The organism is Pseudomonas sp. B23(2017), assembly GCF_002113725.1.
Lineage (GTDB): Bacteria > Pseudomonadota > Gammaproteobacteria > Pseudomonadales > Pseudomonadaceae > Aquipseudomonas > Aquipseudomonas putida_Z.
In genome coordinates, this window is record NZ_NEJM01000004.1 from 185,910 (window position 1) to 205,008 (window position 19,099).

At 64.9% G+C, this 19,099-nt stretch carries 19 protein-coding genes; 12 read left to right on the top strand and 7 right to left on the bottom strand.

Annotation, left to right across the window (positions count from 1 at the left end; all coding sequences use genetic code 11):
* Positions 1-188: 188 nt before the first annotated feature.
* The 5 genes from CAG46_RS08780 to CAG46_RS08800 all read right to left on the bottom strand — a co-directional run bounded on the left by CAG46_RS08780 (position 189) and on the right by CAG46_RS08800 (position 4,678).
* Positions 189-944 (bottom strand): ABC transporter permease, encoded by a 756-nt coding sequence (locus CAG46_RS08780; protein ID WP_015270722.1) that lies wholly within the window; start codon positions 942-944, stop codon positions 189-191.
* Entirely contained in the window at positions 944-2,149 is a 1,206-nt protein-coding gene (locus CAG46_RS08785) for an ABC transporter substrate-binding protein (protein WP_085591593.1), read from the bottom strand. Before CAG46_RS08785 ends, CAG46_RS08780 begins: the two co-directional genes overlap by 1 nt.
* Positions 2,136-2,957, bottom strand: coding sequence for an ABC transporter ATP-binding protein (locus CAG46_RS08790; protein WP_025338798.1), 822 nt, complete (start codon positions 2,955-2,957; stop codon positions 2,136-2,138). Before CAG46_RS08790 ends, CAG46_RS08785 begins: the two co-directional genes overlap by 14 nt.
* Entirely contained in the window at positions 2,954-4,018 is a 1,065-nt protein-coding gene (locus CAG46_RS08795) for an acyl-CoA dehydrogenase family protein (protein ID WP_085617089.1), read from the bottom strand. The genes CAG46_RS08790 and CAG46_RS08795 overlap by 4 nt, the downstream gene beginning before the upstream one ends.
* Before the next feature lie 99 nt (positions 4,019-4,117).
* Positions 4,118-4,678 carry a carboxymuconolactone decarboxylase family protein gene (locus tag CAG46_RS08800; protein WP_046615469.1) on the bottom strand — a complete coding sequence of 187 codons (561 nt, stop codon included), beginning with the start codon at positions 4,676-4,678 and terminating at the stop codon, positions 4,118-4,120.
* A 102-nt stretch (positions 4,679-4,780) separates the two neighbouring features.
* Here CAG46_RS08800 and CAG46_RS08805 point away from each other — a divergent pair, with 102 nt between their 5' ends.
* Positions 4,781-5,692 (top strand): AraC family transcriptional regulator, encoded by a 912-nt coding sequence (locus tag CAG46_RS08805; RefSeq protein WP_025338796.1) that lies wholly within the window; start codon positions 4,781-4,783, stop codon positions 5,690-5,692.
* Between the two features lie 118 nt (positions 5,693-5,810).
* Here the strand turns inward: CAG46_RS08805 and CAG46_RS08810 are convergent, their stop codons facing one another.
* Positions 5,811-6,350, bottom strand: a complete 540-nt coding sequence (locus CAG46_RS08810) for an Rrf2 family transcriptional regulator (RefSeq protein WP_003259245.1) — start codon at positions 6,348-6,350, stop codon at positions 5,811-5,813.
* 258 nt (positions 6,351-6,608) lie between these two features.
* On the opposite strand from CAG46_RS08810, the gene CAG46_RS08815 reads away from it, so the two are divergent.
* Positions 6,609-7,811 carry an NAD(P)/FAD-dependent oxidoreductase gene (locus CAG46_RS08815; protein WP_085617091.1) on the top strand — a complete coding sequence of 401 codons (1,203 nt, stop codon included), beginning with the start codon at positions 6,609-6,611 and terminating at the stop codon, positions 7,809-7,811.
* Between the two features lie 167 nt (positions 7,812-7,978).
* Here CAG46_RS08815 and CAG46_RS08820 read toward each other — a convergent pair whose 3' ends face one another.
* Complete coding sequence (locus tag CAG46_RS08820) at positions 7,979-9,385, bottom strand: cytosine permease (protein WP_025338792.1); 1,407 nt, start codon at positions 9,383-9,385, stop codon at positions 7,979-7,981.
* A gap of 317 nt (positions 9,386-9,702) precedes the next feature.
* Here CAG46_RS08820 and CAG46_RS08825 point away from each other — a divergent pair, with 317 nt between their 5' ends.
* The 10 genes from CAG46_RS08825 to CAG46_RS08870 all read left to right on the top strand — a co-directional run bounded on the left by CAG46_RS08825 (position 9,703) and on the right by CAG46_RS08870 (position 19,099).
* A complete protein-coding gene (locus tag CAG46_RS08825) occupies positions 9,703-10,188 on the top strand; it encodes a flavin reductase family protein (RefSeq protein WP_003259250.1) in 486 nt (161 codons plus the stop codon).
* A 75-nt stretch (positions 10,189-10,263) separates the two neighbouring features.
* Entirely contained in the window at positions 10,264-11,304 is a 1,041-nt protein-coding gene (locus tag CAG46_RS08830) for an LLM class flavin-dependent oxidoreductase (protein WP_025338791.1), read from the top strand.
* A 334-nt stretch (positions 11,305-11,638) separates the two neighbouring features.
* Positions 11,639-12,235 carry an amino acid synthesis family protein gene (locus CAG46_RS08835; protein WP_003258678.1) on the top strand — a complete coding sequence of 199 codons (597 nt, stop codon included), beginning with the start codon at positions 11,639-11,641 and terminating at the stop codon, positions 12,233-12,235.
* Between the two features lie 68 nt (positions 12,236-12,303).
* Positions 12,304-13,137: an alpha/beta fold hydrolase gene (locus CAG46_RS08840; RefSeq protein WP_025338790.1), complete on the top strand. Its 834-nt coding sequence runs from the start codon at positions 12,304-12,306 to the stop codon at positions 13,135-13,137.
* Entirely contained in the window at positions 13,134-14,615 is a 1,482-nt protein-coding gene (locus CAG46_RS08845; protein WP_085617093.1) for an aldehyde dehydrogenase, read from the top strand. The genes CAG46_RS08840 and CAG46_RS08845 overlap by 4 nt, the downstream gene beginning before the upstream one ends.
* A 13-nt stretch (positions 14,616-14,628) precedes the next feature.
* Entirely contained in the window at positions 14,629-15,114 is a 486-nt protein-coding gene (locus tag CAG46_RS08850; protein ID WP_003258675.1) for a flavin reductase family protein, read from the top strand.
* A gap of 208 nt (positions 15,115-15,322) precedes the next feature.
* On the top strand, positions 15,323-15,712 hold the full coding sequence (locus CAG46_RS08855) for a carboxymuconolactone decarboxylase family protein (RefSeq protein ID WP_008100863.1): 390 nt from the start codon (positions 15,323-15,325) through the stop codon (positions 15,710-15,712).
* A gap of 90 nt (positions 15,713-15,802) precedes the next feature.
* Positions 15,803-16,549 (top strand): GntR family transcriptional regulator, encoded by a 747-nt coding sequence (locus CAG46_RS08860; RefSeq protein ID WP_013973031.1) that lies wholly within the window; start codon positions 15,803-15,805, stop codon positions 16,547-16,549.
* A 21-nt stretch (positions 16,550-16,570) separates the two neighbouring features.
* A complete protein-coding gene (locus CAG46_RS08865; RefSeq protein WP_085617095.1) occupies positions 16,571-17,134 on the top strand; it encodes an NUDIX hydrolase in 564 nt (187 codons plus the stop codon).
* A 183-nt stretch (positions 17,135-17,317) separates the two neighbouring features.
* Positions 17,318-19,099 carry an ATP-binding protein gene (locus CAG46_RS08870; protein ID WP_085617097.1) on the top strand — a complete coding sequence of 594 codons (1,782 nt, stop codon included), beginning with the start codon at positions 17,318-17,320 and terminating at the stop codon, positions 19,097-19,099.

The following is a 19,099-nucleotide window of genomic DNA, read 5'->3' on the forward strand; positions in this document are numbered from 1 at the left end:
CTGAATTTGCAAGCGATCCTCGTACCCTGTGGGAGCGGCTTTAGCCGCGAAGAATCCAACGCGGTGCATGGCACCGGCTGCGCCGGTGTTCGCGGCTAAAGCCGCTCCCACAGGGTCCCTGCTAATTCAATGAGTTATGTGCAGTTCCATGGGAGCGGGTTTAGCCGCGAAGAAGCCCCACTGGCCCCTCAGCCATGCACCCAACGCCGGTGCAGCCCACGCGCCAGGGCATCCAGCACAAACCCCAGCACCCCGATCAGCAGCACCATCGCCATCAGCTCGGAATACGCCAGCCGGTCGCGGGTATCGAGAATGAAGTACCCCAGCCCCGCACTCACCCCGAGCATTTCGCACGGCACCAGCACGATCCACAGGATGCCGATGGCCAGGCGCACGCCGGTCAGCACATGGCCGATCACCCCGGGCACGATCACCTTGCACAAGGTCTCCCGGCGCGTGGCACTCAAACTGCGGCTCAACTGCAACCAGCGCGGGTCCAGCTGCCTTACCCCGGCCGCCGTGTTCAGCAAGATCGGCCACAACGCGGCAAACGCCAGCAGAAAGTAGATAGGCTGGTCCCCCACGCCCATCAGCATCACCACCACCGGCATCCACGACAGCGGCGAGATCATGCGCAGGAACTGGAACGCCGGTGTGGTCGCAGCCTCCAGGTGCCGGTAGCTGCCCACCAGCAAGCCCAGCGGCACGCCGATCAGCAGCGCCAGCAGCAGCCCGACCAGGATACGCTTGAGGCTGACCCAGATATGCCCGTACACCTCGCCCTGCCCCAGCAACTCGACCAGGCTGGCCAGGGTCGCTGCCGGCGAAAAGCGCGCCGACAGGCCATCGGCCTGGCCGAACAGCGCGACACCGGCCCACCACAACAGCAACAAACCCAGCAACCCGGCCAGCCCCAGGCCGGCATGAACGACATGCGTGCGCATCAGACCGCGAACTCCTCGCTACGCTCGAAGTTATCGGCAATGCCGAACACCGACGGCCCGCCAACGCTGGCGATGGCGTTGCGCACGAAGCGGTCGTCGACCAGGTCGCGGGCGGTCTGTGCCGGGTCCAGGCCGGCCAGGAACGCGCTGTCGCCCTCGATCAGGGTGGTTTTCAGGCGCTTGACCAGCTCTTCAGTGTAGCTGGGGAACGGGTAAGGCTGGAAATCGATGCGCTTTTCGTCCCACTGCTGGTGGCGAATGGCGCCACTGGCAATGTAACCGGCACGGTCCTCGGCGGCCGGGGCCAGCACTTTGCCGAGCACCGCTGGTTCATGCGGGGTGTACTTGTTGGGGCCGGCCTTGGACAACAATGCAGCGGCCTCGGCGCGGTGGTCACGGGTCCAGTGCTGGGCCTTGACGATGGCGTTGACCACCTTCTGCGACCACTCCGGGCGGTTGTTCAGGTCGTGCTCGTGCATGAACACCACGCAGCAGGCGTGGTTGCGCCACACATCGCCGGTGAAGCGCTGCACGCGGCCAACCTTGAGGTTCTCGGCCAGGGCGTTGAATGGCTCGGCGACGATATAGCCAGCGATGCGTTTGCTGGCCAGCGCCGGCGGCATGTCGGACGGCGGCAATACCAGCAGGTTGACTTCGTTGCCGGCCAGTGGCGCATTGGCCGGCTTCGACACCGGGGTCAGGCCGTTGTCGTTGAGCATCTGTTGCAGCACCACGTTGTGGATCGAGTACCAGAACGGGATGGCCACGGTCTTGCCGCCCAGCTGTTTCATGTCGCTGATGTCCGGGGCCACGGTCAGGCCTGAACCGCCCACGTGGTTCCAGGCCACCACCTTGGCCGGCACCTTGCTGCCGTAGCGGGCCCATACGGTCATCGGCGACAGCAGGTGGATGACGTTGACCTGGCCGGAGATGAACGCCTCGATCACCTGCGCCCAGCTGCGCAGCAGCACCGGGCGCTCGGCCTTGATGCCTTCGGCCTCGAACAGGCCGTTGTTGTGCGCCACCAGCAGTGGCGTGGCGTCAGTGATCGGCAGGTAGCCGATACGCACTGGCGCGTCCGGCTCGGCGGCGGCACGGGCCTGCAGGCTCGACAGCAACGGCAGTGCACCGGCGGCCGTGAGCATGGCGCCGAGCTTGAGGAAATCGCGACGCGAAGAAGAGGAACAGCAGTCATCCATGCACATGGACAGCCTCCGAGGGCAACGGGGTTGGGGTAGGTTCGACTGTGCGGCTTGCCCGCCGAAGGGTTTTGAGGATTTCGATGCGCAAGGCGCCCAGTTCCTCGACCCGCTGCGTCCGTGGTTGCGGCAGGTCGATGCGCCACTGGCCGAGGGTATGCGCTGGGTGGTTGCCCAGTAGCAGGACCCGGTCAGACAGCAGCAGGGCTTCGTCGATATCGTGGGTGATCAGCACCGCCGCCGTGTTGTGGGTGGCGATCAGTTGCAGCAGCAGTTGCTGCATGTCGGCCCGGGTCACTTCATCCAACGCGCCGAACGGCTCGTCGAGCAACAGCACTTCGGGCTGGCGGGCCAGGCAGCGGGCCAGCGCGGTGCGCTGGGCCATGCCGCCGGACAACTGCGCCGGGTACTGGCCGCGAGCATGGGCCAGGCCCACGGCAGCAATCGCATGGTCGATGCGTGCGCGCCGTTCGGCGGCGGCAAGTTTTGGCTGGCGGGCGAAGTCCAGGCCGAAGGCGACGTTCTTCTCCAGGCTCAGCCAGGGCAACAGGCTCGGGTCCTGGAAGGCCACCGCCAGGCGTGGGTGCGGGCCCTGCAGCGGCTGGCCGTGCAGGGTCACGCTGCCACCGCGGGGCTGCTGCAGGCCGGCCAGTACCCGCAGCAGGCTGGACTTGCCGACCCCGCTGGGGCCGAGGATGGTCACCACTTCGCCGGGGGCCAGCTGCAGGTCGAACTGCGCCAGCACCGCCTGCCAGCCACCCTCGCGCGGGTAGCCCAGGCTGATGTCGCGGGCTTCGAGCAACACTTGGCTCATGCCGCGCCCGCCTGGCGTTGCAGTTCGGCGCGCAGTTGCACCAGGCTGGGCGTGACGATCGGCACGAAGGCCGACTCGCGCCAGCGGCGGGCAAAGCCTTCGCCATACTCGCTGAGGTAGGCCTTGCCACCACTGGCCTGCAACTCCAGTTGCACGGCGTCAGCAGCGCTTTCGGCCAGGGTTATGCGCAGCTTGAACAAGGCTGCCGGCTGCTGCTGGAAGCGGCCATCGAGCTGGCCCTGCTTGAGCTCGCTCACGGTGTTTTCCAGGCGCTCGCCGAGCACCTGGCGTGCTTCGTCGAGGAACGAGGCACGGCCATGCAGGTGTGCCTGCACTTCCGCCAGCGCCCGCCGCGCCAGGCCAATGGCCATGCCGCACTGCAGCGCCAGGAACGCCGGGCGTACCCGGGGCAGGAACTCACGGGCATTTTCGTGCAACAACCAGCCACGCTGCAATTGCACCTGGTGGAAGGCCAGTGCCGCGGTGTTGCTCGACTGCAGGCCCATCAGTTGCAGGTCGTCGGAGCGCTCCAGGCCCTGCGCTTCGGACGGAATGGCCAGCACGAACGGTGCGCCGCCGGCTTCGTCTTCGATAGCCGCAGCCACCACGAAGCCGCTTTTGCGCAGGTTGGTCACCCAGTGCAGGCGCCCTTCCAGCTGCCAGCCATCGGCTTGCGGGCGCCCGCGCACCTGCAGCGCTTCGATGCCGGACAGGAACTTCATGGCATTGGACAGCCCGGTGGCGCCGGCCAGTTCGCCAGTCAGCAGGCGCGGCAACAGGTGCTCGCGCAGGGGCTGGTTGGGGCTGTGCAACAGGTATTCGATGAAGGCGCGCTGGCCCCAGCAGACGAACGCCGCTGCCAGCGAGCGGCTGGCGATCGCGGCGATGGCCTCGACCGCGTCGGTCACCTGCCCGCCCGTGCCGCCCAGGGCCGGGTCGACACCGACCCGCAGCAGCTGCGATTCGGCGATTTGCGCCAGCACCAGCTGCGGCTCGCACTGGCCGCGGTCAATGGCCTCGGCATTGGCATCCAGCCAGTGTCGAAATGCACAATCTTGCATGGTCTTGCTCCTTTGAAAACGCCGGGGCCGCTTGGCGGCCCATTCGCGGCACAAGGCCGCTCCTACAACGATCGCGGAACGACCGGTATCACGCGCGGATCATGCAGAAGGTTGCCAGCGGTACTTGCCGAGCTCGTCATTGAGCGGCGTCTGGGCGAACACATTAGCAAAGTTGCACAGGGTTGCGAGGCTCACGCCCAGAATCACCTCCAGGGCGTTGCCTTCGCTAAAACCGGCTGCGCGGAAGGCCTGGTAAGTGGCCTCGCTGACATTGCCACGGGTGGCGATGACTTCGCGGGCGAACGCGGCCAGGGTTTCATACCGGGCATCGGGCAGCTCGCCACGGGCACGCAGGGCATCGACCACCTCCTGCGGCAGCTTGGCCTTGTTCAGGGCCACGGCCGTGTGGCCGGCCACGCAGAAGTCACAGCCATGCTGGGTGGCGGCAATCAGCTGCACCACTTCACGCTCGGCCAGGCTCAGTTCGGATTTGCCGTTGAGTGCCGAAACGGTCACGTAGGTTTCCAGCGCCGCCGGGGCATTGGCCAGCACGCCCAGCAGGTTGGGGATGAAGCCGGAATTCTTCTGGGCGTTCTCGAGGAACGGACGGGCCGCTTCCGGGGCGCTCTGCAGCGTGTGTAAAGTAATGCGCGAGGACATGGAGTGGTCTCCTTTGATGGGTGTCACTACAGTCTGTTGGTTATAAGAACTACCCTCCATATTCATCAGTCGCCTTTCCTTGCTCTTGAGTCTTTGCATTAGATGATTTCGTCCAGCCACCTTGTCGATTGGTTATTAGAGGGCCTGGAGCTCGATGCCAGCCTGTTCCATGTGGGCCGCTACTGCGGCGGCTGGCACGCCAGCACCCAAGGCATGGGCCGGGCCAGCTTCCACCTGGTGGTGCAAGGGCATTGCTGGCTGCACATCGACGGCCAGCCCGAGGCACTGCGCCTGGAGGCCGGCGATGCGGTGTTCCTGCTGCGCGACCTCGGCTATCGCCTGGCCAGCGACCAGGACCCGGCCAGTGCCTGCGCCCAGCCACGCCAGCACATGCAGCCCATGGACGCCGATGCGGTCGATGGCGTGGGGCTGGTATGTGGTTTCTTCCACTTCAAGCCGGGCTTGTCGGCGCTGATCGTCGACGGCCTGGCCGACTGGATATTGCTGCGCGCCGATGAACCGGCCGGGCATGCGGCGCGGGCGTTGTTCGAGCTGATCCTGGAGGAATGCCGGCGCGCCGCCGGGCCGTCACAGGCGTTGCTGGAGCGGCTGACGCACTTGTTGTTCCTGTATGTGCTGCGCCAGCAGGTGCATGCCGGGCAATCGCTGGGCGGGCTGGTCGCCCTCGCCCGGCAACCGGCGTTTGCCGGGTTGCTGGAGCAGCTGATCGAGCAACCGGGGCAAGCGTGGACGCTGGAAAGCATGGCCGCCTGCACCGGGTTGTCGCGGTCGGCGTTTTTCAAGCGTTTCAATGAACTGGCGGGACAGTCGCCGGGGCAAGTACTGCTGGCGTTGCGCATGCGCCATGCCAGCCAGTTGCTGCGGGCGGGGCATACCGTGGAGCAGGTGGGGGCGCAGGTGGGGTATCAGTCGGTGGCGGCATTTACCCGGGCGTTCGCCAAGGCGGTGGGGGTGCAGCCGGGGGCGTATCGGCGGCAGCATGAGGGGCGTTAGCCTGCACTGGCCTCTTCGCGGGTGAACCCGCTCCCACAGGGATATCACAATCTCTGGAACTTGTGGGGTACCTGTGGGAGCGGGTTTACCCGCGAAGAGGCCGGCACTGGCAACAGATTCAGACCTGACTGACCGGAATATCCCCTGCCCCTTTGCCCTCCCGCCGCTCACCCATCCAGGCATTGACCTTCTGCCCGAACTCAGCCGGCGCCTTGCGCCCGAACCGCCGCGCCAGATCAAGGATGGTCTGCTGCGCCAAGGCCTCTTCCATGCGCTTCTGCGCACCCAGCATCACCGCATGGATCGCGCAGGTGCCCTCGGTCGCCCAACCCGGCGGCGAACCCTCGAACAGGCTGCAACGCTCACGAACTTCGCGGCAGTCGAAGATCTTCTTTGGCCCATCGATGGCATTGACGATATCCAGCACGGTGATTTCATCCGACGGCCGCGCCAGCCGGAAGCCGCCACGCACGCCCTCGGTGGCGGCCACCAGCCCGGCACGGGCCAGCTTGGTAAAGACCTTGGCCAGGTACTCCTGGGGTACACCCTGCAACTCCGCCAGGTCGCGCACGCTGGACTCGCGCGAGTCGCCCCGCTCGTCCACCAGGAACAGCAGGCAATGGATACCGTATTCGACGCCAGCACTGTAGAGCGACATATCTATCTCCGACCAATCTTGTCGCAAATAATACGCCGATAGCATCCGCACCGCAAAGCGCAAAGCTGCCGCCGGTCGGCCTTGTTTTTCCCTTAAGCCCAGTAAATACAGCTATTCGAGCTGCGAAATGGTGATGCGGAGTGTCGGCATGCGGAAAAAAAGACTTGCACGCACAAACTACGATCAATACAGTCGTAGTTATTCGAGAGGCACACAACCCGCCCTCGAAGCCCCTTTCGAACCTTGCGGAGCACCTTCATGAAATCGAACATCCTCATCATCGGTGCCGGCTTTGCCGGTGTATGGAGCGCCCTGAGCGCTGCGCGCCTACTCGATCAGGCCCAGCGTGCCGACATCAACATCAGCGTCCTAGCTCCGCAGCCTGAACTGCGCATCCGCCCGCGCTTCTACGAGGCCGACGTGCACGGCATGAAGGCCCCGCTGGGCGAGCTGTTCGAAGCCGTGGGCATTCACTTCATCCCGGGCAACGCCGACAGCATCGATACCGAAGGGCGCAGCGTCAGCTACACCGACGCCCAGGGGCACCGGCAACAGATCGCCTACGACCGCCTGATCCTTGCCGCCGGCAGCCAGGTCGCACGCCCGGCAGTGCCTGGCCTGGCCGAACATGCATTCGATGTCGACCAGATGGAATCGGCCATGCGCCTGGAACAGCACCTGGTCGGCCTGGCCGCCCAACCCGCTTCGCCTGCACGCAACACCGTGGTGGTCTGTGGCGGTGGCTTCACGGGTATTGAAACCGCCACGGAAATGACTGCCCGCCTGCGTGCCATCCTCGGTGCCAGCGCAGCGGTGCGGGTGGTGGTGGTCGACCGCGGTGCGCAAGTTGGTGCGGCGCTGGGCGCGGGTATCACGCCGTCGATCATCGCCGCCTGCGAACAGGCCGGGGTCGAGTGGAAGGCCGGGGCTTCGGTGGTGGCTGTCGATGCCGGTGGCGTTACCCTGGACAACGGCGACCATATCGCCAGCAACACCGTGATCTGGACCGTTGGCGTGAAGGCCAGCCCGTTGACCGCGCAGGTTGCCGGCGAGCGCGACAACTTCGGCCGGCTGAAAGTGGACGGCCACCTGAAGGTGCTGGGCCAGGACCATGTGTACGCCACGGGTGATACTGCCTGGGCCGCTGTGGACGAGCTGGGCAACCACGCCCTGATGACCTGCCAGCACGCCATCCCCATGGGCCGCCACTCCGGCAACAACGCCGCGGCCGACCTGCTCGGCCTGCAGCCGGTGGTGTACCGCCAGCCCAAGTACGTCACCTGCCTGGACCTGGGCGAATGGGGCGCGACGTTCAGCGAGGGTTGGGAGCGCGAACTGAAGCTGCACGGCCAGGAAGGCAAAGACCTCAAGCGCCAGATCAACTCGGTGTGGATCTACCCGCCAGCGGCTGATCGCGCCTTGGCACTGGCCGCTGCCGACCCGCTGATCGCGATCGTCTGACCGCAGCGAGGTGCAAGCTGAAATAACCGGGGCCGCGTTGCGGCCCTTCGCGGGCACGCCCGCTCCCACAGGGATAGTGCTGCCTGCAAGGGCAACATGAAGCCTGTGGGAGCGGGCGTGCCCGCGAAGGGGCGCAACACGGCCCCAATACCTGCAACTACTCTCTATCAGTCATTGACACTCACAACCCGCCCCGCCTTCTCGGCAGCCTTGCCCCGGGTCGCCAGGCAGTAATACAGCGGCACCGTCACCAGCAGGCCGAACAGCCACGACAGGTCAGCCCCTTCGACGATATTGGAATACGGCCCCACATACAGCGACGTATTGGCAAACGGCAACTGCACCAGGATGCCGCAGGCATAGGCAATGATCGCGTGGTGGTTGAAGCGGCCATAGATGCCGCCGTCGGCACTGAAGATCGAGGCGATGTCGTACTGGCCCTTCTTGATCAGGTAGAAGTCGATCAGGTTGATCGATGCCCACGGCACCAGCACCAGCAGCAGTGCCAGGATCAGGCCGATGAACTGGCCGATGAAGTCCGCCGAGGCATTCAGCGCGACCATGCCGCAGCCCACCAGAATCACCGCAGCCAGCACCACCCGCACCTTGATGCTCGGCGTCCACTCGGCAATGAAGGTCTGGATCGCGGTCACGATCGACAGCACCGCGCCATACAGGTTGAGGGCGTTGTGGCTGATGATGTTGAGCAGGAACAGCACCATCAGGATCGGGCCCAGCCAGCCGGTGGCCTGCTTGACCGCGTCCATCGCATCAGTGCCTTCCGGCACACACAGCACCGCCACCGCACCAAAGCTGAAGCACAGGATGGTGCCCAGGGTAGCGCCGAAGTAGGTGGCCCAGAACGGCTTGGCAATGCCCACTTCACGCGGCAGGTAGCGCGAGTAGTCGGAGGTATACGGCGAGAAGCTGATCTGCCAGATGGTGCCCAGCGACACGGTGGCGATGAAGCCCGACAGGTTGAACGCGCCACGGCTGAAGAAGTCGGCCGGCAGTTCCTGGGCGAACATCATGATGAAACCGGCCAGCAACGCCGACCCCATCACCCAGGTACCGATGCGGTTGAGGATGTGGATGAAGCGGTAACCGATCACGCCAATGGCGGTGGCACTCAGCGCACCGATCACGATCGCGCCCGGCATCGGCACGCTCGGGGTGATGCCGTGGATGGTCTTGCCCGCCAAGACGATGTTGGAAATGAAGAAACCGACATAGATCAGCGCGGTGAAGAACACGATCAGCAAGGCGCCGTAGCGGCCGAACTGGCCACGGCTCTGCACCATTTGCGGAATGCCCAGCTGCGGTCCCTGCGCAGAAGCAAGGGCAATGACCACGCCCCCGACCAGATGGCCCAGCACGATGGCGACCAGGCCCCACAACAGGTTCAGGTGGAACACCTGGACCACCATGGCGCCGGTGACGATGGGCAGTGGCGCGATGTTGGTACTGAACCAGAGGGTGAACAGGTCGCGCGCCTTCCCGTGGCGCTCGGCAGGTGGAACGTAATCGACCGTGTGATTCTCGACAAACTGGTGTTGCGACGACGGTTGGGACATAGGATTCAGCTCGAAAGGTCGTTTTTATCTTTGTAAGGAAACCGCATCTAGGCGGCCTCTCAGCTGCGGACCATATTATGGTATTCCAAACTTTTGACAACACTGATCCGTAGGAAAAAACGCCCACTGATCCGCTCGCGCAATCCCTGCGGCAAACCGCCTCACCGCTCAAAGCCACGGTATACGCGGGCTTGAGCCGTTCATCGCGCAATACCCTCGCTTGAAAATTCCGCTTGCAAAATAGGTATTACGGTATACCATCAGACACATCAACGATAAAAACCGCGGACCACCGCAGCCCTATAGAGGTACACCAGATGATCGACGCAACCGTCTACAAGCATGTCCTGGGCTCCTTCCCGTCCGGCGTTACCGTCATCACCACCCTGGACGACGATGGTTCGGTCGTCGGCCTGACCGCCAGCGCCTTCTCCTCCCTGTCGATGGACCCGCCGCTGGTGCTGTTCTGCCCCAACTACACCTCCGACTCCTACCCCGTGCTGATCCGGCAGAAGCGCTTCGCCATTCATCTGTTGTCCGGTGAACAGCAGGCCGAAGCCTATGCGTTCGCCAAGAAGGGCAAGGACAAGGCCAGTGGTATCGAGTGGTCCCTGAGCGAACTGGGCAACCCGATCCTGGCCGGTGCCACCGCGGTCATCGAATGCGAACTGTGGCGCGAATATGAAGGTGGCGACCACGCCATCATGGTCGGCAAGGTGCACAACCTGATCGTCCCTGAAGAGGCGCCACGGCCGATGGTGTACTGCCGCGGCAAGATGGCCAGCCTGCCGGCCTTTGCCTGAAGCCTATTCTGAATCGAGACCGCTGGCGCCAACCCTGCCAGGCGCCAGCCCCTTTCAAGCGTTGAGGAAAGCCCCATGAAATTTTCGTTGTTCGTGCACATGGAACGTTGGGATGAACAGGTCAGCCACCGCCAGCTGTTCGAAGACCTGACCGAACTGACCCTGATGGCCGAGAACGGCGGTTTCAGCACCGTGTGGATCGGCGAACACCACGCCATGGAATACACCATTTCGCCAAGCCCGATGCCGCTGCTGGCCTACCTGGCTGCGCGCACCGACAAGATCCGCCTGGGCGCCGGCACCATCATCGCGCCGTTCTGGAACCCGATCCGCGTGGCGGGCGAATGCGCCCTGCTCGACGTGATCAGCAATGGCCGCATGGAAGTGGGCCTGGCGCGTGGCGCCTACCAGTTCGAATTCGACCGCATGGCAGGCGGCATGCCGGCCACCGACGGCGGCAAGGCCCTGCGCGAAATGGTGCCGGTGGTGCGCAAGCTGTGGGAAGGCGACTACGCCCATGACGGCGAAGTCTACAAGTTCCCCACCTCCACCAGCGTGCCGAAGCCGTTCAACGCCACCCCACCGATGTGGATCGCCGCCCGCGACCCGGACTCGCACAACTTCGCCGTGGCCAATGGCTGCAACGTCATGGTCACCCCGCTGATGAAGGGTGACGAGGAAGTGCTGGACCTGAAGAACAAGTTCCAGGCTGCCCTGGACAACAACCCGGGGGTGCCGCGCCCGCAACTGATGGTGCTGCGCCACACCCACGTGCACAGCCCGGCCGAGCCGGAAGGCTGGAAGGTCGGCGCCCAGGCCATCTCGCGCTTTTACCGCACCTTCGATGCCTGGTTCGGCAACAAGACCACCCCGGTCAACGGCTTCCTCGAGCCGAGCCCGGAATCGAAGTTCGCCGAAGTGCCGGCGTTCGAGCTGGAGAACATCCGCAAGAACACCATGATCGGCACGCCGGAAGAGATCATCGCGCGTATCAAGTACTACCAGGAACTCGGCGTCGACGAGTTCAGCTTCTGGTGCGACAACAGCCTGCCCCACGCCGAGAAGAAGAAATCGCTGGAACTGTTCATCAAGGAAGTGGTGCCGGCGTTCGCCTGATTTCCCATTACCTGAAACATTGCGGGACGCGCCCGCTCCCGTGGGCCCTGTGGCCCGCGTGAGCGGGCTTTTTTTTGGGGATTGATCCGTTGCCTGTACTGGCCTCTTCGCGGGTGAACCCGCTCCCACAGGTACCCCACAGGGTTCATGGTCTGCGTCATACCTGTGGGAGCGGGTTCACCCGCGAAGAGGCCGGTACAGAACGCCACAAAAACCCCGATACACAGCGCCTTTCGTCCCCTCGCAAGAGAAATTTCCAGCCACCTCTTGCACAACAAATATTATGGTATACCATCAGACAACAAGAGCTGATAACCCTCACCAGGAGCCACCCATGAGTTTCGAAATCCGCAAGATCGTCACCTACTCCGAAGAGACCCGCATCGAAGGCGGCAAGGCCACCGACAAGCCGGTGACCATGGTCGGCCTGGCCGTCGTGATCAAGAACCCATGGGCCGGTCGCGGTTTCGTTGAAGATCTGAAGCCGGAAATCCGTGCCAACTGCTCGGACCTGGGTGCCCTGATGGTCGAGCGCCTGACTGCAGCCATCGGCGGCGCCGACAAGATCGAAGCCTACGGCAAGGCCGCAGTCGTCGGCGCCGACGGCGAAATCGAACACGCCTCGGCGGTGATCCACACCCTGCGCTTCGGCAACCACTACCGCGAAGCGGTACAGGCCAAGAGCTACCTGAGCTTCACCAACAAGCGCGGCGGCCCGGGTACCTCGATCCAGATCCCGATGATGCAGAAGGACGACGAAGGCCTGCGCTCGCACTACATCACCCTGGAAATGCAGATCGAAGATGCCCCGCGCGCCGATGAAATCGTCGTGGTCCTGGGCGCTTCCGACGGCGGCCGCCTGCACCCGCGCATCGGCAACCGCTACATCGACCTGGAAGAACTGGCTGCCGAAAAAGCCAACGCTCAATAACAACAACCAAGACGGGCCGGGGCGTGGCGTGCTTACCCGCCGCGCCCGACCTTCAAGGAGCGCCCTCCATGATTCAGCCTGTCGCTGAACGCACACCCGCCGGCACCAGCTACCTGTCCGTCGGCCAGGGCCAACCCGTGGTACTGATCCACGGCGTGGGCCTGAACAAGGAAATGTGGGGCGGTCAGTTCGTTGGCCTGGCCAACGACTACCGCGTCATCGCCTACGACATGCTCGGCCACGGCCAGAGCGCACTGCCGGCCGCCGACATCGGCCTGGAAGGCTATGCCGCCCAGCTCGCCGAACTGCTCGACCACCTGCAGATCGCGCAAGCCACCGTGATCGGCTTCTCCATGGGCGGCCTGGTCGCCCGGGCGTTTGCCCTCGGCTACCCGCAGCGCCTGGCTGCACTGGTAGTGCTCAACAGCGTGTTCAACCGCACCCCCGAGCAGAGTGCCGGCGTTATCGCCCGCGCCGCCCAGGCTGCGCAGCTGGGCCCCGACGCCAACGTCGACGCCGCGCTCGACCGCTGGTTCAGCCGTGAATACAAGGCTGCCAACCCGGCGCAGGTCGCCGCCATTCGCCAGGTGCTGGCGAGCAACGACCCGCAGGGCTACCACACCACTTATTCGCTGTTCGCCACCCAGGACATGTACCGCGCCGCCGACCTGGCCAGTATCCAGGTGCCGACGCTGATCGCCACCGGCGAACTCGACTCGGGCTCCACCCCGGCCATGACCCGCCAGCTCGCCGCCAGCATTCCTGGCGCGCACAGCGTGGTCCTCGCCGAGCAACGGCATATGATGCCGGTGGAAGCACCGCGTGAAGTCAACAAGATGCTGCTGGACTTCCTCGCGCAAGCCCGCACCCTCACCGAATCCGCCAAGGGGATTGTTGCATGACCCTCGTTCGTTTCCAGATGTGCATCGACGGCCAATGGCGCGATGCCCAGAGCGGCAAGACCTTCGACAGCCTCAACCCGGCCACCGCCCAGCCCTGGGCGCAACTGCCCGACGCCGACGAGGCCGATGTGGAGCTGGCCGTGCAGGCCGCCCAGCGTGCCTTCGACAGCAAGGAGTGGCGCAGCATCACCGCCACCGCGCGCGGCAAGCTGCTGCGTCGCCTGGGTGACCTGATTGCCGAAAACAAGGAACACCTGGCCCAGCTGGAAAGCCGTGACAACGGCAAGCTGATCCGCGAAACCCGCGGCCAGGTCGGCTACCTGCCGGAGTTCTTCCACTACACCGCAGGCCTTGCCGACAAGCTTGAAGGCGGCACTCTGCCGCTGGACAAGCCCGACCTGTTCGCCTACACCGTGCACGAGCCGATCGGCGTGGTGGCCGGGATCATCCCGTGGAACAGCCCGCTGTACCTCACCGCAATCAAGCTGGCCCCAGCCCTGGCCGCCGGCAACACCATCGTGCTCAAGCCGTCCGAGCACGCCTCGGCGACCATCCTCGAGCTGGCCCGCCTGGCCCTCGAGGCCGGCTTCCCGGCCGGTGTGGTCAACGTGGTCACCGGCTACGGCCCCAGCACCGGCGCGGCGCTGACCCGCCACCCGCTGGTGCGCAAGATCGCCTTCACTGGCGGCGCCGCCACCGCCCGCCACGTGGTGCGCAGCAGCGCCGAGAACTTCGCCAAGCTGTCGCTGGAGCTGGGCGGCAAGTCGCCGAACATCATCTTCGCCGATGCCGACCTGGACAGCGCCATCAACGGCGCCGTGGCCGGCATCTATGCCGCCTCCGGGCAAAGCTGCGTGGCCGGCTCGCGCCTGCTGGTGCAAGACGAGATCTTCGACGAGTTCGTCGAACGCCTGATCGCCCGCGCCAAGCGCATACGCATCGGCAACCCGCAGGACGATGCCAGCGAAATGGGCCCCATGGCCACCGCGCAACAGTTGGCCGTGGTCGAAGGCCTGGTGGCCGCGGCCAAGGCCGAAGGCGCCAAGCTGCACATGGGCGGCAAGCGTGCCGAAGTCGAGGGTGACGGCTGGTTCTACGAGCCGACCCTGTTCGAGTGCGACAGCAACTCGATGACCATCATGCAGGAAGAGGTGTTCGGCCCGGTTGCCGCGGTAATCCGCTTCAAGACCGAGGAAGAGGCCCTGGCCATCGCCAACGACTCGCAGTTCGGCCTGGCCGCCGGCATCTGGACCCGCGACCTGGGCCGTGCCCACCGCCTGGCCCGCGACGTGCGTTCGGGGATCATCTGGGTCAACACCTACCGTGCCGTGTCGGCCATGGCGCCGATCGGTGGCTTCAAGAACAGCGGCTACGGCCGTGAGAGCGGCATCGATTCGGTGCTGGCCTATACCGAGCTGAAGACGGTGTGGATCAACCTGTCCACCGCGCCGATGCCCGACCCGTTTGTGATGCGCTAAGAGGTAGCACAAGATGATCGAACCAGGCATCTACAAAGACGTGATGGGCTCCTTCCCGTCCGGCGTCACGGTGGTCACCACCCTCGACGCCGACGGTGGCATCGTCGGCATAACCGCCAGCGCGTTCAGCGCGCTGTCGATCGACCCGGCGCTGGTGCTGTTCTGCCCCAACTACGCCTCCGACACCTACCCCATCCTGCGTGACAGCAAGCAGTTCGCGATTCACCTGCTGTCCGCCGACCAGACCGCCGAGGCCTATGCTTTCGCCGGCAAGGGCAAAGACAAGGCCAAAGGCATCGACTGGCACCTGAGCGAGCTGGGCAACCCGCTGCTGGCCAAGGCCACGGCGATCATCGAGTGCGAACTGTGGCGCGAGTACGACGGCGGTGACCACGCGATCATCGTCGGCGCGGTGAAGAACCTGGTGCTGCCGGCCGAGCCGGTGACCCCGATGGTCTACCACAAGGGCAAGCTGGGCGCCCTGCCGCCCCTGGGCTGACCTTGAGATCGCCGGGGCTGCCGTGCAGCCCATCGCCGGCAAGCCAGCTCCCACAGGGATTCCACAGGCCTGTGGCCCTTCGCTGTATCTGTGGGAGCTGGCTTGCCGGCGATGGGCCGCACAGCGGCCCCTGTTTCACCCTTTTTTAGGGGCCGCGTTATCGTCTCACCCTCGGTTGCGTCCCCTGTTTTATTCCGGAGTACTGCACATGAGCAATGAAAAGTACGAAAAAGGCCTGCAGATCCGCACCCAGGTACTGGGCGAGGACTACGTCAACCGCTCGATCCAGAACGCCGACGACTTCACCAAGCCGTTGCAGGAGCTGGTCACCGAATACTGCTGGGGCCACGTCTGGGGCCGCGAAGGCTTGTCGCTCAAAGAGCGCAGCATGATAAACTTGGCCATGATTTCCGCGCTCAACCGGCCCCACGAGCTCAAGCTGCACATTCGCGGCGCCTTGCGTAATGGCCTGAGCCGTGAACAGATTCGCGAGATCCTGCTCCAGGTCGGCATTTATTGCGGCGTGCCCGCGGCGGTGGACAGTTTCCGCCTGGCCCGCGAAGCGTTCGCTGAAGCCGATGCGGAGTCAACCCGTTAACACCGGGCTGTTCGAACCCACGCAAGGAGCACCCAAGGTTCGTGGTGCTGTTGCGGTTGCGGCCGGGCAGCCTCTTTAAGAGCGCACTTGATGAAACGCCAGCCACTCGACGACAGCTTCAAGGTCAACCGCAACCCCGTTACCCTGCGCGAAATCGTGCTCGACAAGCTGCGCGCCGCGATCATGAACTTCCACCTGCTGCCAGGCGACCGCCTGGTCGAGCGCGACCTCTGCGACCGCCTCGGGGTCAGCCGCACCTCGGTGCGTGAAGCCCTGCGCCACCTGGAGTCCGAAGGCCTGGTGGAATTCGCCGACGCCAAGGGCCCGCGCGTGGCCATCATCACCCTGGAAGACGCCCGCGACATCTACGAGCTGCGCTGCGTGCTCGAAGGCCTGATCGTGCAGCTGTTCACCCTCAACGCCAAGGCCAAGGACATCCGCGCCCTGGAACGCGCGCTGGAGGTCAACCGCGAAGCCCTCGAGGAAGGCGAACTGCAACAGGTGCTGGACTCGGTACAAGGCTTCTACGATGTGCTGCTGGAAGGCTCCGGCAACCAGGTGGCGGCCCAGCAGCTGCGCCAGTTGCAGGCGCGCATCAGCTACCTGCGCGCCACCTCGGTGTCGCAGGAGAACCGCCGCGGCGCCAGCAACCGCGAAATGGAAAAGATCGTCGAGGCGATCAAGAGCGGTGACCCGCTGGTTGCCCACCAGGCCTCGGTCGACCACGTCCGCGCCGCCGCCAAGGTGGCCTTGGACTACCTGCGCCAGAAGCAGGATGACAACGTCAAGGTGCGCGAGATGGTCGAGCCCCTGGCCTTGAAGGACCCACGCATATAAGCCACCCACAGGCCACCGATCATGCCCAACGCCCCGCGCTACTGCCCGCACTGCACCACGGAACTGGCCCGGGGCGTTCCCACAGGCGACACCCACGAACGCCTGCACTGCACCGGTTGCGGCTACATCCACTACATCAACCCGAAGATCATCGCCGGCTGCATCATCGAGCGTGATGGCAAGTACCTGCTGTGCCAGCGCGCCATCCCGCCACGCCCCGGCACCTGGACCTTGCCGGCCGGGTTCATGGAGGCCGGCGAAACCACCGAGCAGGCGGCCCTGCGCGAGGTCTGGGAAGAAAGCGGCGTACGCGCCGAAATCGTCTCGCCGTACTCGATCTTCAGCGTCCCGAGGATCAGCGAGGTCTACATCATCTTCCGCGCCATCGCCACCGAGGAAACCGGGCAGTACGGGGCGGAAACGCTGGCGTACAGGTTCTTCGAGCCGGACGAGATCCCGTGGGACGAGATCTACTACCCGGCAATCCGGCAGATTCTCGAGCGCTATATCCTCGAGCGGCAGGCCGGGGTTTATGGCATCTACATGGGCAATGACGACACAGGCAAGGTGCACTTCATTCGCTAGCCTGGGCCGGCCTCTTCGCGGGCCTGCCCGCTCCCACCTGTACGGCGCAAAGCTTGAGCGATGTGCTATCCCTGTGGGAGCGGGCAAGCCCGCGAAGAGGCCGGTACAGCCACCAAAAATTCTCGCCAAACGTCTATTCTGGATGCACCCTTAAGGCCTTACGCAAAAGGACCGGCAGAGCACATGGCAAAATGGCTAGACGGCGGCGGGCTAATGGCCGAGCGCATCCGCAACCACGATTGGGCCGCCACCACACTGGGCCCGCTGCAGCACTGGCCCGACTCGCTGAAAACCAGCCTGGCCCTGTGCCTGGCCTCGCGCTTCCCGCAAGCCGTGCTCTGGGGCCCTGACCTGCTCACCCTGCACAACGACGCCTTCTCGCAGATACTCGGGCAAAAGCCCTCGGCATTGGGCATCCCCTTCCGCGCCGTGTGGCAGGAAGCCTGGGCCGACATCGGCCACATGGCCAACCGCGCCCTGGCCGGCGAGGCGGTGTACATCGAAGACTTCCCGCTCGTCATCGACCGCAACGGCGGCCCCGAACGGGCCTATTTCACCTTCTGCTACAGCCCCATCCGCGACCACGACGGCAAGGTGCTGGGCATGCTCGATACAGTCACCGAAACCACCGCCAGCGTGCTCGCCAACCAGCGCCTGAAATTCCTCGACGACCTGGGCCGTGCCGTGGCCGACGCCACCGACCCGGACCAGATCCTTGCCACTACCACGCGCATGCTGGTCGAGCACCTGCAACTGTCGAGTTGCGCCTATGCGGTGATGGAGCCCGACGAAGACGGTTTCACCATCTGCGGTGACGCCGTGGCGCCCGGCTCGCCGCATCTGTTGGGCCGCTATCGCTTGCAGGATTTCGGCAAGCTGGCGCTCGGCCGCCTGCGCAGTGGCTTGCCGTTGGTCATCCAGGACAACCTGAGCGAGCTGTCCCCCGAGGAAGCTGCCACCTTCCAGGCCATCGGCATTACCGCGACCATTTGCATGCCCCTGATCAAAGGCGGCCGGCTGACCGCGCTGATGGCCATCCACGACAAGGCGCGACGGGAATGGACCCACTATGAACAGATGCTGATCAGCGAAGTCACCGAGCGCTCCTGGGCGCATGTCCAGCGGGTGCAGGCCCACACCGAAGTGCGCGAGGCCATGGCGGCACTGGAGGCGCTGAATGCCACCCTCGAACAGCGCGTCGACGAACGCACCACCCAGCTGCTGCATACCGAAGCCGTGCTGCGCCAGACCCAGAAGCTCGAAGCCATTGGCCAGCTGACCGGCGGCGTGGCCCATGACTTCAACAACCTGCTGACCATCATTCGCTCGTCACTGCATTTTCTGCAGCGCCCCAACCTCGACGCACAGCGCCGCGAGCGCTACCTCAAGACCATGTCCGACACCGTCGACCGCGGTACCAGGCTGACCGGCCAGTTGCTGGCCTTCGCCCGCCGCCAGGCCCTGAGCCCGCAAGTGTTCGAGGCCGGGCCCCGGCTGGAGGCCATGGCCGACATGCTCGACACGGCCACCGGTGCGCGGATCCAGGTCGAGCTGCAGTTACCGCAGGCGCCTTGCCATATCCGCGCCGACCTCAACCAGCTGGAAACCGCGGTAATCAACCTGATGCTCAACGGCCGCGATGCCATGGCCGGCGAAGGCACCTTGCAGCTGCGCCTGCAGGCCGACCAGCGCCTGCCCGCCCTGCGCGGCCAGGCGCCACAGCCGGGCCAGTTCGCGGCGATTTCGGTGAGCGACAGCGGTGTCGGCATTGCCGCCGAACTGCTGGAGCGCATCTTCGACCCGTTCTTCACCACCAAGGCACCGGGTGAAGGCACCGGGCTCGGGCTGTCGCAGGTGTTCGGTTTTGCCAAGCAGTCCGGGGGCGATGTGCAAGTGAACAGTGTCCCGGGCCAGGGCACCACCTTTACCTTGTACCTGCCCCAGGAGCCACCGCCTGAGGCCTAG